This window comes from Bacillus sp. Marseille-P3661, from assembly GCF_900240995.1.
GTDB lineage: Bacteria > Bacillota > Bacilli > Bacillales > Bacillaceae_J > OESV01.
In genome coordinates this window covers 1,048,418-1,062,031 of the sequence record NZ_LT965954.1, presented here as the reverse complement: position 1 = coordinate 1,062,031, position 13,614 = coordinate 1,048,418, and the positions used below count along the sequence as shown (strand labels likewise).

Annotated in this window: 11 protein-coding genes; 10 read left to right on the top strand and 1 reads right to left on the bottom strand. The window is 36.0% G+C overall.

Annotation, left to right across the window (positions count from 1 at the left end):
• Window positions 1–105: 105 nt before the first annotated feature.
• A complete protein-coding gene (gene garD / locus C1724_RS16270; protein ID WP_374703456.1) occupies window positions 106–1,635 on the top strand; it encodes a galactarate dehydratase in 1,530 nt (509 codons plus the stop codon).
• A 134-nt stretch (window positions 1,636–1,769) separates the two neighbouring features.
• On the opposite strand, the gene C1724_RS16265 is transcribed toward garD, so the two are convergent.
• Window positions 1,770–2,648, bottom strand: coding sequence for a LysR family transcriptional regulator (locus C1724_RS16265; protein ID WP_102347754.1), 879 nt, complete (start codon window positions 2,646–2,648; stop codon window positions 1,770–1,772).
• Between the two features lie 341 nt (window positions 2,649–2,989).
• Here C1724_RS16265 and C1724_RS16260 point away from each other — a divergent pair, with 341 nt between their 5' ends.
• The 9 genes from C1724_RS16260 to C1724_RS16220 all read left to right on the top strand — a co-directional run bounded on the left by C1724_RS16260 (window position 2,990) and on the right by C1724_RS16220 (window position 13,356).
• Window positions 2,990–4,042: a tripartite tricarboxylate transporter substrate binding protein gene (locus tag C1724_RS16260; protein WP_102347753.1), complete on the top strand. Its 1,053-nt coding sequence runs from the start codon at window positions 2,990–2,992 to the stop codon at window positions 4,040–4,042.
• Between the two features lie 81 nt (window positions 4,043–4,123).
• Window positions 4,124–4,654: a tripartite tricarboxylate transporter TctB family protein gene (locus C1724_RS16255; RefSeq protein ID WP_102347752.1), complete on the top strand. Its 531-nt coding sequence runs from the start codon at window positions 4,124–4,126 to the stop codon at window positions 4,652–4,654.
• Between the two features lie 10 nt (window positions 4,655–4,664).
• A complete protein-coding gene (locus C1724_RS16250; protein WP_102347751.1) occupies window positions 4,665–6,179 on the top strand; it encodes a tripartite tricarboxylate transporter permease in 1,515 nt (504 codons plus the stop codon).
• An 82-nt stretch (window positions 6,180–6,261) separates the two neighbouring features.
• Window positions 6,262–6,780, top strand: coding sequence for a DUF3237 domain-containing protein (locus C1724_RS16245; protein WP_102347750.1), 519 nt, complete (start codon window positions 6,262–6,264; stop codon window positions 6,778–6,780).
• Window positions 6,758–7,669, top strand: a complete 912-nt coding sequence (locus C1724_RS16240; RefSeq protein WP_102347749.1) for an alpha/beta hydrolase — start codon at window positions 6,758–6,760, stop codon at window positions 7,667–7,669. Before C1724_RS16245 ends, C1724_RS16240 begins: the two co-directional genes overlap by 23 nt.
• A gap of 375 nt (window positions 7,670–8,044) precedes the next feature.
• Entirely contained in the window at window positions 8,045–9,781 is a 1,737-nt protein-coding gene (locus tag C1724_RS16235) for a CocE/NonD family hydrolase (RefSeq protein ID WP_102347748.1), read from the top strand.
• A 9-nt stretch (window positions 9,782–9,790) separates the two neighbouring features.
• Window positions 9,791–10,720 (top strand): 5-dehydro-4-deoxyglucarate dehydratase, encoded by a 930-nt coding sequence (gene kdgD / locus C1724_RS16230; RefSeq protein WP_102347747.1) that lies wholly within the window; start codon window positions 9,791–9,793, stop codon window positions 10,718–10,720.
• Window positions 10,721–11,089: 369 nt separating this feature from the next.
• Entirely contained in the window at window positions 11,090–11,779 is a 690-nt protein-coding gene (locus tag C1724_RS16225; protein WP_102347746.1) for a FadR/GntR family transcriptional regulator, read from the top strand.
• A gap of 224 nt (window positions 11,780–12,003) precedes the next feature.
• Complete coding sequence (locus tag C1724_RS16220) at window positions 12,004–13,356, top strand: IS1182 family transposase (RefSeq protein ID WP_180994127.1); 1,353 nt, start codon at window positions 12,004–12,006, stop codon at window positions 13,354–13,356.
• Window positions 13,357–13,614: the final 258 nt, after the last annotated feature.

The window sequence follows — 13,614 nt, the reverse complement described above, 5'->3', positions numbered from 1 at the left end:
GTAAAAGAGAAAGTAATTAAGTTATTGAGAAAAACTAGTGTTTTAAGCGGCGTTCCTTTCTGGTATTGCACTGCAGAAAGAATTTAAAATGAAAGGATGAAACTAGTGGATGCATTAAGCAAAGATAAACCACTTTATATAAAGGTACATCCCGAAGATAATGTTGCAATTATTGTAAACACGGTAGGATTACAAAAGGGAACAGTTTTTGAAAATGGTTTGGAACTAGTGGAATTTGTTCCTCAAGGTCATAAGGTAGCTTTAAAAGATTTTCAGCAGGGTGAGGCTGTAATTAGGTATGGTGTGACGATTGGCTACACCGTTAAAGAGAAGAAAAGGGGAAGTTGGATCAATGAATCTACAATAACCTTGCCTTCACCTCCAAAGTTAGAAGAATTACCAATTGCAACGAATATCCCGGTACCATTGCCACCGCTTGAAGGGTATACATTTGAAGGTTATCGGAACAAAGATGGAAGTGCAGGAATAAAAAATATTTTGGGAATTACAACGAGTGTGCAATGTGTTACTGGTGTCCTTAACTATGCAGTAAATCGTATACAAGCAAAACTACTTCCTAAATATCCAAATGTAGATAATGTTATTGCCTTAAATCACGTGTATGGATGCGGTGTTGCGATCAATGCCCCAGACGCTACTATTCCGATTAGGACGATTCAAAGCATGACGACACATCCGAACTTCGGAGGTGAAGTGCTTGTCGTAGGTTTAGGATGTGAAAAGCTAGTGCCAGAGAGTATTGCTCCAGAAGAACATGAAACGAATATTATTAGGCTGCAAGAGCAAAATGGGTTCTCTAAAATGGTTTCTACAATTGTGAAAGCAGCCGATGAAAAATTAAAGATATTAAATGAAAGAAAGAGGGAGACGTGTCCTGTTTCTGATTTAGTTGTTGGTTTGCAATGCGGGGGAAGCGATGCATTTTCTGGTGTAACAGCAAATCCTGCTGTTGGATATGCTGCAGATTTATTAGTTCGAGCTGGAGCCACTGTCATGTTTTCGGAAGTCACAGAAGTACGAGATGCTGTTCACCTTTTAACACCGCGTGTAATTAATAAGGAAGTGGGGGAAGCCCTAAAACGTGAGATGGCGTGGTATGACAACTACTTGGAAAAAGGCTCTGCAGATCGAAGTGCGAATCCTTCGCCAGGTAATAAAAAAGGAGGTTTATCTAATGTAATTGAAAAATCACTTGGTTCAATTGTAAAATCAGGGACTAGTCCGATTTCTGGTGTTTTAGCTCCTGGTGAAAAGGTAAATGAAAAAGGGTTGATTTTTGCTGCAACACCCGCAAGTGACTTTGTTTGTGGAACACTACAGTTTGCATCTGGTATGCATATGCAAGTTTTTACTACTGGAAGAGGAACACCATATGGACTAGCAATGGCACCTGTTATAAAAGTATCGACTAGAAATTCACTGAAAGAACAATGGAATGATTTGATTGATGTGAATGCAGGAACGATTGCAACTGGGGAAGCTACTATTGAAGATGTAGGTTGGGAGATTTTTCACTTTATTTTAGAGGTTGCTAGCGGCACGAAAAAGACTTGCGCAGACCAGTGGGAAATTCATAATGATTTAAGTTTATTTAATCCTGCGCCAATCACCTAATTCAGATTTCGTAGGAAGATTCATGATCGAAGTGGAAAAAGGCACCTACATGTGTAGGTGCTTTTTCCGTTATAAAAAATTTATGTTCGAAAATGTAATCACTAAGGAAGATTAGGTTAACCTTTAAAATTATGCTATTGAGTTGTAGAATAGTAATCTTTTAGGAAGTTTATAAATGCTTTTACAGTGGATAATTCAAGATCATCCTTATAATAGTAAGCACAAATATTTCGACTAATATATGTCCCATCTTTGTGAGTTAACGGGAGAATGTACAAATTATTAATATCCTCCTCTCTCTCAATTGCATACTTTGGTACAATACCATAGCCTAACCCTTTTAAAACCATTTCTTTACAAGTTTCTACCTTATCGACTTCCATTCTAATTAATGGAGGACGTGAATAGTTTTCCTCCCACCAGCTTTTATCTGTATTTTTGGCAGTGGGATCTAAACTGAATGTTATTCTTGGTAGGTCTGGAAGGTCATTTAAGTTAATGGGTTCTTTTGAGATTATACATATACGGTTTTCCTTTAAAAATAGTTTGGAGTCCTTCCAATCAATATCTCCGCCAATAATACTAATATGATCCTTTTCTTCTTCTAAACTTTTTATAATGGATGTATTTAGTCCTGTGTGGATTTTGAATTGAACTTTTGGATATTCTGTATGAAAGCGCTTTAGAATTTCTGGAAGCTCGTATAGCGCAAAATTACTTGATGCCCCAATTCTAAGCTCCCCACTTATACTGCCTTTAATATCTTGAATCCGGTTTTTTAGTTTCATCAATTCACTATTCATTTTTTGAGCATATTTTGCGAGATGCTCACCTTCAGCTGTAAATTTAATGAATCTTTTCCCACGAACAAAGATTTTAATTTTAAATTCTTTTTCCAATTGGTTGATACGATAGGTCAAGGCAGGTTGAGAAGTATAAAGTCTTTGTGCTGCCTTTGTGATGTTTTTTTCTTCATAAATAGTGGTTAGTATATCCCAATCCTTTTCATCCATTTCATAATAACTCCTTATAAATTATTAAAAATTGGTTAGTTTACATTTTAATTATAAAATATTTTTTAGAATTTTTAAAGAATTTTGTATTTTATTTATATTTAAGAATGACTTATACTTTATTTAAACATTCAGAAAAGTTGTTGCTCCTTCAGAAGAATATGTTTAAAAGGTAATTGAAAGCGTTTTAAATGGAAGGGGGTCTTTATTAGAAACAGAAATTCATAATCAGTGATAAGAGAGTACTGTTTTGAGACGCTAAGAGATTGAGAATGTATTTACAGAAGGATTGATGATTTATTTTTTAACTTACAATGAAAAAAGTTTATAGGAGGTAGAAAATGAAAAGATTTAGATTATCTTTATTTTTGATGATTTCAATGTTTATGACACTAGCATTTCTCGCGGGTTGTGGTAGTCAAGAAAATGCGCCAACGTCATCCCAACCAACAGCAGAAGAAGGCGCATCTGAGTCTGACAATCAATCTACTGAAAAAAAGGAAAGCGATTGGCCTAAGAAACCTATAACTCTAGTTGTGCCATCCGCCCCAGGTGGTGGTAGTGATATTATGGGTAGAAGTATTGCAGAGTATTTTGAAGCTGAGTTAGGACAGCAGGTGGTTGTGCAAAATGTTGCAGGTGCTGGAGGGACAATCGGCAGCAGGCAAGTAAAGGATGCTAAGCCAGATGGCTATACAATGCTATTTGGTACTAACAATATTATCATGAACGAAGTTATTGGATTAGCAGACTTCGGTATTAATGATTTTGAAGTGATTGGTACAGTTACAGCTGATAATACGTATGGATTCTTTGTAGGTAAAGATTCTCCTTTCAAGTCAGTTACAGAAGTTGTTGAGCAATTAAAGAAAGAGCCGAAATCTTTGTCTATCGCCGTTGAAATTGGGGGGCATAGTCACATGATGATTACTGCATTCCAAGAAGCAGCCGGTGTTGAATTTAATGTGGTTGATTTAGGACCAGACGCTCAGAAAGTAGCTGCGCTAATGGGGGGGCAGATCGATATAATGCCTAGCCAATACGCGAATAACAGAGGCTATCTTGAATCAGGTGACATAAAGTACATTGGAATAATGACGGAAGAGAGAAGTGAGCATCTTCCAGAAGTTCCAACCTTTAAGGAACAAGGAATAGACTTTACATTCCCTGGTCAAATGGGAGCATTATACTATCCAAAGGGAACAGATCAAGAAATTGTAGTTAAGGTAAATGAGGCTTTACTAAACATACTGAACAATAATGCTGAGTATAAAGCACAAATGGACAAATATGCTTCGAGAATATATGCATTAACTCCTGATGAGGCACTAAAGTACTTACAAGAAAATAAAGATATTTTCATGATGTTTAAATCTAAAGTGGAAGCAAAATAGTAGGAACCACTATGCAGTTATATAACTATCATTCACAGAAATTCTGTGAATGATAGTTTATCCTATATGTGAGGTGAGAATGTGAATAAGGTAAATTCTATGACTAATTTAGGGGGATATTTCCGTAGATTTGAGGATGTGATTGTAGGGACATTTTTATTACTTTTTTTCACTGGGATGTACATTGAATCTTCAAATATAAAAACCCTTACTTTCGCTAGTATTGGTCCAGCTTTTATGCCGAAAATTACAAGTGTTTGTTTGATCATTTTAAGTGTTATTCTTATTGCTGGAGGAGTACGGAAGGCATTGAATGCAACGAGTTCCAAAGAAGTAATAGAACAAAATGAAGAAACTCCCTCCACTAAAAATGATAATGTCCGTGTTTTGTTAACGCTACTTAGTATTATTATTTACTTTTTATTATTAAACCCATTAGGTTTTGTGTTATCATCCATTCTTTATCTATTTTCCCAAATGGTATTGTTATCAAAAAATAGCCAAAGAAGATATGTGTTATTTGGAATTGTTTCCGTAGTTGTATCTGTATCAGTCTATCTTATTTTTAGATATGTTTTATATTTGTTACTTCCAATAGGGATATTGGGTTAGGAGGGATACAGTGTTAGATCTATTTGCTCAAGGATTTTTATCACTTTTTACTATACCAAACATGCTATTAATGATTGCGGGTGTCGCAGTTGGTATACTATTTGGTTCCATTCCCGGACTTACTGCCACGATGGCAGTTGCTCTATGTCTACCCATTACATTTGGACTTAGCCCTACATCCGGTTTTGCACTTTTAATTGCACTATACATTGGTGGTGTTTCCGGAGGTTTAATTTCTGCTATCTTATTAAACATGCCCGGTACGCCAGCATCTTTAGCAACAACTTTTGATGGTGCGCCGATGGCTAGAAATGGCGAAGCAGCAAAAGCAATTGGATTAGGTGTGGTGTTCTCATTTCTCGGAACCATTTTTAGTATTGCTGTATTAGTGTTTGTTGCTCCTCCATTAGCAAAAGTTGCTTTAAAGTTTGGTCCATTTGAATATTTTGCGATTGCTCTGTTTTCGCTTTCTTTAATCTGTGGACTTTCCGGAAATAATCTCACAAAAGGACTTATTAGTGGAATGATGGGTGTAGCGTTTGCAACTGTCGGAATTGCACCGATCGATGGACTACCGAGATTTACATTTGGTTTCCATGAATTAGACAATGGATTTCATCCATTACCAGCTATTATTGGTCTCTTTGCGATTTCAGAAATCATGTCATCTGCACGAGAATCTGGTGTTATTAAAAAGCTACCGTATAAAAAGGGCAAGATAAAAGGCTATGGCTTTAGTTTGCAGGAATTCAAAAGTCAAATTGTTAATTTCTTTCGTTCTTCAGTAATCGGTTCTGCTATTGGGATCCTGCCTGGTATTGGAGGAGGAACTTCGAATATCTTGGCATATTCAGCAGCTAAGAGGATGTCCAAACATCCAGAAAAGTTTGGTACAGGTATTAACGATGGTGTAGTTGCATCTGAGTCTGCCAATAATGCATCTATTGGTGGAGCAATGATTCCATTGCTATGTCTTGGGATTCCTGGTGACGGAGTAACGACTATGCTGTTAGGTGGATTTTTAATACACGGTCTCAATCCAGGGCCATTATTGTTTGTAAACAATGCAGATCTTGTATATACGATTTTCGCCGCACTTATCATTGCGAGTATTATTATGCTAGTCATTGAGTTTTATGGTTTAAGAATTTTTATTAAATTATTAGATGTTCCAAAACATATTCTTCTTCCAATTATTCTAGTTTTATGTGGAATTGGTTCCTTCGGTGTGAATAGTAGGATGTTCGATGTATGGACTTTAGTGTTATTTGGTGTGATTGGTTATTTATTGGTGCTTTTAAAGTTCCCTCTCCCTCCAATGGTTCTAGGTTTTATTTTAGGTCCTATTGTTGAAACAAATCTTAGACGAGGACTTCAACTAAGTCAAGGATCGTTCATTCCGTTTATCACTCAGCCTATTTCAGGAATATTTATATTAATCACGATAATATTCGTAGGTATGACCTTTATTTCACAAATTAAAAAGTCAAGAAAAAACGAACTTAAAGATTCAATTAATCTGTAAAGAACTGAAATATTGAACGAAAAGTTAACCAATAAAGTTTAATAATTCGTAAATCTAGTTTAAAAGATATGGAGGTTTATTTATGTCAGTCGAATTCGAAAAAAAGGTATTATCTTTGAACGGTGGTTTTATACCATCCAAACCGAAGTTTGAATTTTTATATAGACTCATAGCTGATTGTGGCCCGCCGATTGAGATCGGTAACGTTGAAAAGGGGTTTTTAAAAGTTATCCCAATCATTGGCGGTCAATTCGAAGGCCCTAAATTAAAAGGGATTGTTCTTCCGATAGGGGCTGATTGGAATACTGAAAATCATTACCAATCCACAACCAAGGGTATTGATACTCGTTATATTTTGCAAACGGACGATGGTGTTAATATCAGCTTGTCTACTAAAGGGTATGTTCAGCAGAGCGAAGAAATCATGTTAGAAAAGAGATCAGGTCATCCAGTAGATCCAGATACTTATTATTTTAGACAACATTTATTTTTTGAATGTGGGGACGAAAGATATAGTTGGATTAATAATGTAGTTGCGATTGGGAGCGTGATGTCGAAAACAAATCGGGGTGTTATTTATGATGCATATATCATCAGGTAATCATCTGAATTTAGATGAAAAACTTAAGATTGCCAATAAGATTAGAGAAAGCGACACAGTAAATCGTGACCTTTCTAGCATTCTTGAAAAATTTCCTGTGAAAGAATCAAGGGAGATGTATGTTAGGACAAGGAATGGTGAGACAAGGGTCATTATCCATTATCCTCTAGGTGGAAGTACCGCTTATCCTGTGTATGTCAATATCCATGGCGGAGGGTTTATCAAGGGGCATCAAGAACAAGATACATTATTTTGTAGAAAAATTGCATATGCACTAGATTGTGTAGTGGTTGATATAGATTATAAAGTTGCACCTGAAAAAATGTTCCCATACGCACTATATGAATGTTATGACATTGTGAAATGGGTATACGATAATCCGGAGCTGTTATCAATCGATCGCAATAGGATAGTGGTCGGCGGTCATAGCGCTGGAGGGACATTGACTGCAGGATTAATGCTAATGGCTAAGGAAAGCAAGGAATTTGATGTAAAATTACAAATTTTAGATTATCCACCTCTTGATTTATATACAGATCCTGCTCTTAAGAAGAATACAGATATAACCATACCTGTAGAAAAGGCAAGAGCATACAATGACCTTTATATAGACCCAGCCGACCGAAAAAAACCATTAGCATCTCCGGTATATGCATCAGTAGAAATGTTAAAGGGTTTGCCGCCAACAGTTATCTTATCGGCAGAACTTGATAATCTTTGTGAAGAGGCAGAAAAATTCGCTATGCAATTAATTGAAGCAGGTGTGAAGGTTACAGCTAAAAGGTTTTTAGGCTGTGAGCATGGGTTTACTGTTAAAAATACAGGTGATTATAAGGAAGCAGAGGAAATGATCATTTCCTGCTTACAAGAGGTATTTAAAAAAAAGTAGAGTTATGTATCAAGGAAAGTAAGATCAATTGTTAATATATTCTGCTAACTTGCTATTGTTATATTGATAGTTTCTGTCGGTTTAAATACCTAATACCGTATATTGTTAGTGTAGAAAGTTAATTTTAAATAGCTAATTACGGTAATCATACCACCGTTAAAATGCCGCAAAAGGAAAAAAATTGTTGGTCTGGTTACCGTAATTCAAAAACGAGGTCTAGCGATAACTAAAGTATGAGCTAGGTGACCGTAAAAAAAGGAAGAAATGGATTTATGGTAATCAAAACATCTCAATTGAGCCCATAAATCACTCATCTACCCCAAGTATCCGTAATTTTTATCATACACTTTTTCCGTTCAAAGGAGATTAGGTTAAATGGAAATAAAAATAGAAAAAAATATAATGATACCCATGAAGGATCACGTGAAACTAGCGGCTGATGTATACCGACCTTGTGTGGAAAAGGCTTTACCAGTCTTACTTAGAAGGTTGCCGTATGACAAAGAGAGACCTAAGTTTTTTGACAGACCAGACATACTAAGACTTGTGCAAGCAGGGTTTATCGTTGTTGTTCAAGATGTACGTGGTACGGGTGCTTCTGAAGGAGAGTTTCTGCCTATTAATCAAGAGGCGGAAGATGGAGAAGATACAATCAATTGGATTGCAGCTCAGTCATGGTGCGATGGGAATATTGGGATGATTGGCGGTTCATATCATGGGATGACACAAATCCTTGCTGCAAAGAGAAAACCTGCTGCTTTAAAAGCAATTGCCCCTCATCTTACTCCATCTGATTTTTATGAAGATCTTGCCTATAGGGGTGGTGCACTTGAACTTGGAGGGACACTAAGTTGGACAACTCGAATGTTTTTTACGGTCATTGTAAAACGAGCTTTAGAGCAGGGAAAAGAGATGCCTAAAGAGTTTATAGAGTTTCTTCAAAGTGGAAAGTCTTATCCGTTTAATGTAGAGAAACTACCACTATTGGAATCCGCAGAATTTAACGAGTATTGGCCAGTATACAAAGAATGGCTAACACATTCGGTTAAAGATGATTACTGGAAGAGTAGTTCTTTTAGAGAGTTCTATCATGATATTTCCGTACCAGCTCTGCACACTGCTGGATGGTATGATATTTTCCTTCGAGGAACATTAAAAAACTTTCAGGGAATTAAGCAGAGAAGTTCCAGTGAAATCGCAAAGAAAAATCAACGCTTAATTATTGGACCATGGACACATACCAATAATACGGGGACATTTGCCGAGCACGAATACGGAATGAAGGCGGGCTTAGATGGGATCGACCATACGGGTTTATTAATTGAGTGGTTTAATAAATGGCTTAAAGGTATTGATAACCAAACTAAGGAGGAAAAACCAGTCAAGCTATTTGTTATGGGTATTAATGAATGGCGTGATGAAGAAGATTGGCCGTTACCTGATACAAAATATCGTCCTTATTATTTACATAGTAATGGTAATGCTAACAGAGCAAACGGTGATGGTGTACTTTCTGCAGCGGAACCTAAAAATGAACCTTCAGATGTTTATCTTTACAATCCAAAAAGACCTGTGCCAACTAGAGGAGGCAATATACATTTTGCCAATGAACATATATCAGGGCCATTAGATCAGAGTAGTGTTGAGGATCGCGATGATGTACTTTGTTATACTTCTGAACCTTTACTTGAAGCAACGGAGGTGACGGGTCCTATTGAGTTAATACTTTATATTTCCTCCAGTGCGAAAGATACTGATTTTACAGGGAAACTTGTTGATGTTCATCCAGATGGCCGTGCAGAAATTCTTACAGAAGGAATCCTGCGCGTGCGTTACCGTCATTCATTTGACTCACCTGAATTAATGGAACAAGGGACTATTTATAAAATCAAAATTGAAATGGCTGCTACCTCAAATGTTTTTAAAGTAGGTCACCGTATTCGCTTAGAAGTATCAAGCAGTAATTTTCCAAAGTATGATCGGAACAGTAATTCGGGAGGAAGTATTAGTAGTGAAAGTGAGGAATCTTTCATTACTGCTGTTAATCAAGTTCATCACAATGAATCATATAAGTCCCATATATTGTTACCAATAATTGAAAGAGAAAAGTGAGGGAAAAAAATGTCAAATATTAGGAAAGCGCCAACAGGAATATTAGGGTTTCCAGTAGCTCCTTATAATGAGAATGGATGTATTGATGAAAAGTCTTTAACTCGTAATATTGAATTCTTACTTGATGAAGGACTAGAGGCTATTTTTATTGCTTGCGGTTCAGGTGAGTTTAATGCTATTAGTCGTAAAGAATATGAGTTGATGATAGAGATAGCAGTTTCAGTTGTAGATGGAAGGGTTCCAGTTTATACAGGGGTAGGTGGGAATTTATCAGAAGCTACTGAGAAGGCAGAAACTTCAGAAAAACTTGGAGCTGATGGATACCTGATTTTACCTCCTTACCTAATCGAAGGTGAACAGGAAGGAATTTATCAATACTATAAAGCTATCATAACAAGTACGGATTTAAACGCAATCATCTATCAAAGAGCAAATGCAGTCTTGCAATTAGAGGCAGTCCAAAGATTAACAGATTTTCCGCAGTTAGTTGGCTTAAAAGATGGACTCGGTAATATGGATTTAAATATTGAATTAACACAAACGATTGGTAGTCGTTTAGGCTGGTTAAACGGAATGCCAATGGCGGAAGTAACGCAGCCAGCCTATGTGCCATTAGGGTTTGATTCATATTCATCTGCTATATCTAACTATATTCCTCATATTTCAAGAGCATTTTATAATGCCCTACTTAAAGGGGACCAACAGCGAGTGAATGAAATCTATCAAGATGTCATTCTACCAATCAATCGTATTCGTAAATCAAGAAAAGGCTATGCGGTATCTTTAATTAAAGCGGGCATGGATATTATCGGATTACCAGTAAATAATACAGCTAGGCCACCTATTATTGCTGTAGAAAAGTATCACTACACACAACTTGAAGAAATTTTAAAAACGGCATTTGAAAAATATCCTCGAAACAATAAGGCAGTCATTTAACATTAAGTTAAGTATAGATAAAATTGAACATGTGCTGGAGGTACTAGAACCTTCTTGATAACTGCCGCCCTTACTAAGTTGTAGGCATATTTAACGTATACTATATATGAATTTAGTATGAAATAAGATTAACTAGCTTCTTTAAGTAGTTAGTCTTTTTTCATGTTATAGAAGGAAGATTTAGATTGGTATGAGAAGGTTTAGATTTTGAAGCCTGTTCTTAATTATGAAAAGAGTTAACATTAGGCACTTTTATTGCATAAAGCAAGGTGAAATGGCCATCATACCTCACAAGAGTTAATTAAACCTGTTATAATGGTATAAAGTTAGATAAACTCATCGGAAAAGTATAGAAAGTAGGTTATTTGTATGGGAAATAATTCCGATATTAAAATAAATTCTGTAAAACGGCAGACCTTATCAAAACAGGTAATTGACGAAATTATTGATTTATTATTAAAAAGAAGATTTAATCCAGGTGATAGTTTGCCTTCAGAAATGGAACTAATGAAAATGCTAGGCGTAAGTAGACCAGTTATTCGAGAAGCGCTAAGTTCCCTAGAAACACTGGGGATTATAACCCGCAAAACTAGAGAAGGAAGTCATTTTGCAAAGCAAATAGGAAGTGAGCCGTTCTCGTTAATGCTAGCACTTTCAGCTGGTAATGCAAATGCAATCATGGAAACGAGGATATCGATAGAAACAGGTATGGTTGCATTAGCTGCTGAGAAAATTTCTGATGACGATTTGTTAAAGCTTGAAGAGGTATTAAAGCAATTTAAAAATGCAGACGATACCACGGAAGCGGATCGTCAATTTCATCTTATAATAGCTTCAAGCGCAAGCAATCCGATCTTATTGGGGTTTATTGACCCTCTATTAGAAATGTTTGATAAAACAATTAAGCTGGTATCGTTAGAGGACCGGGATCGTAATGAGACATATAAGCAGCATGTAGCTATTTATGATGCATTAAAAAATAGAGACCCTGAAGCCGCAATGGCTGCCATGTTTCAGCACTTAGATTTTGTAAGAAAACGAATTATTAAAACTAGCTAAAAGACTACATATATTCCAAGAAATAATTACTTTTATGATGGAAGCTAGACAAAAGTTTTGTCTCTTTTATTTCTTTTATATGCATTGAAAAGCAGCAAAAGGTACCTGTGTGGTACTCAGGCTGTCGAGAAACCCTCGACAGTCTATTTTTTTCACATTAACTTTAACAATTCACCGCGTTAATTTGGTATAATATAAGTAATATAGATAGGATGGTGATTAGTATGTTTAACACTAGAAAAAATACTCAAAACGAAGTTGAATTTGTATCTATCGAAGACCTTGTCCCTGAAGATCATCTATTAAGAAAAATCGATAAGTACATAGACTTTTCATTTATTCCAGAAAGAGTTCGACCGTACTATTGCGAAGATAATGGACGTCCTTCGTTGGATCCACTTATTTTATTTAAGATGATGTTTATTGGTTATATTTACGGTATCCGTTCAGAAAGACAACTTGAACGTGAAATACAAATGAACATTGCTTACCGCTGGTTTCTTGGTCTTAAATTAACTGATCCAGTGCCACACCACTCCACTATTAGTTGGAACCGTCGAATGCGTTTTAAAGATACTGACATTTTTCAAGAGATCTTTGATGAAAGTGTTATGCAAGCCATTAATCACAAAATGGTTGGTGGGAGAGTCTTGTTTACTGATTCAACTCATTTAAAGGCAAATGCAAATAAGCATAAATTTATAAAAGAAGAAGTTGAAGTGGAGACACGTGAATATGTAGAGGAATTAAATAAAGCCATTGAGGAAGATCGAGTAAAACATGGAAAAAAGCCTCTAAAGGAAAAAGAGGAGGTGAATGAAACGAAAGAAATCCGGAAGAGTACAACTGATCCGGATTGTGGATTTATGTCACGTGATAATAAGCAAGAAATGTTCTGTTATCTAGACCACCGTACAACCGATATTAAATACAATATTATAACAGATGCCTTTGTAACTCCCGGTAATGTCCATGATTCAGTTCCTTATCTCAAGCGATTAGATCGTCAAATCTCACGATTTGATTTTAACGTAGAAGCGGTGGCACTAGATTCTGGATACTTAACAAATCCAATATGTAAGGGATTATTTGATCGTGAGATCTTTGGTGTAATTGCCCACAGAAGATATCAACCGACAAGAGGACTTTTTCAAAAGTGGAAATTTACATATGATGCGGATACAGATGTATATGTCTGTCCCAATGGTGAACAATTAAATTATCGTACCACAACAAGGGAAGGATATCGTGAATATAAATCCGACTCTAAAAAATGTACAAATTGCCCTCTCCTACAACAATGTACACGGTCAAAAAATAAGCAAAAAGTGGTCACACGACATGTTTGGGAAGAACATAAAGAGAAGGTGAGACTTAACCGATTATCTTCAGGAGGAAAAATTCTTTATAAATATAGAAAAGAAACCGTAGAGCGAAGCTTTGCAGATTCAAAAGAACTGCATGGGCTTCGCTACTGCCGGTTACGAGGAATTAAAAATGCAAGTGAGCAAGTGCTACTTACAGCAGCTTGCCAGAATATGAAAAAGATTGCCAACCATCTAGCGAAACTTGGCTAGGTGGTTGGGAGTGATATTTTCTTATTCTATCTCATATTTATATTAGGTTAATTTTCATTAAACAAAAAAGAGTGTAGAGAAAAAATACCCCTTTCTCTACACTCTGGGTACCTGTGTGGTACTTTTTGCTTTTTTTTTGATAGCATAATGAATTTAATTTGTCTTACAAATAAATAAAGTTACGATTTTGAATTGACAGATTATTTTATTTGTCTTACAATAAAATCATCAAACAAGAGAATAAATTTTCAAGCAATT

What these genes read in the sequence shown, in the direction of transcription:
- C1724_RS16265 (WP_102347754.1), bottom strand. Translation starts at nt 2,648, where the DNA reads ATGGATGAAAAGGATTGGGATATACTAACCACTATTTATGAAGAAAAA.
- C1724_RS16260 (WP_102347753.1), top strand. Translation starts at nt 2,990, where the DNA reads ATGAAAAGATTTAGATTATCTTTATTTTTGATGATTTCAATGTTTATG.
- C1724_RS16245 (WP_102347750.1), top strand. Translation starts at nt 6,262, where the DNA reads ATGTCAGTCGAATTCGAAAAAAAGGTATTATCTTTGAACGGTGGTTTT.
- C1724_RS16240 (WP_102347749.1), top strand. Translation starts at nt 6,758, where the DNA reads ATGATGCATATATCATCAGGTAATCATCTGAATTTAGATGAAAAACTT.
- C1724_RS16235 (WP_102347748.1), top strand. Translation starts at nt 8,045, where the DNA reads ATGGAAATAAAAATAGAAAAAAATATAATGATACCCATGAAGGATCAC.
- kdgD (WP_102347747.1), top strand. Translation starts at nt 9,791, where the DNA reads ATGTCAAATATTAGGAAAGCGCCAACAGGAATATTAGGGTTTCCAGTA.
- C1724_RS16225 (WP_102347746.1), top strand. Translation starts at nt 11,090, where the DNA reads ATGGGAAATAATTCCGATATTAAAATAAATTCTGTAAAACGGCAGACC.
- C1724_RS16220 (WP_180994127.1), top strand. Translation starts at nt 12,004, where the DNA reads ATGTTTAACACTAGAAAAAATACTCAAAACGAAGTTGAATTTGTATCT.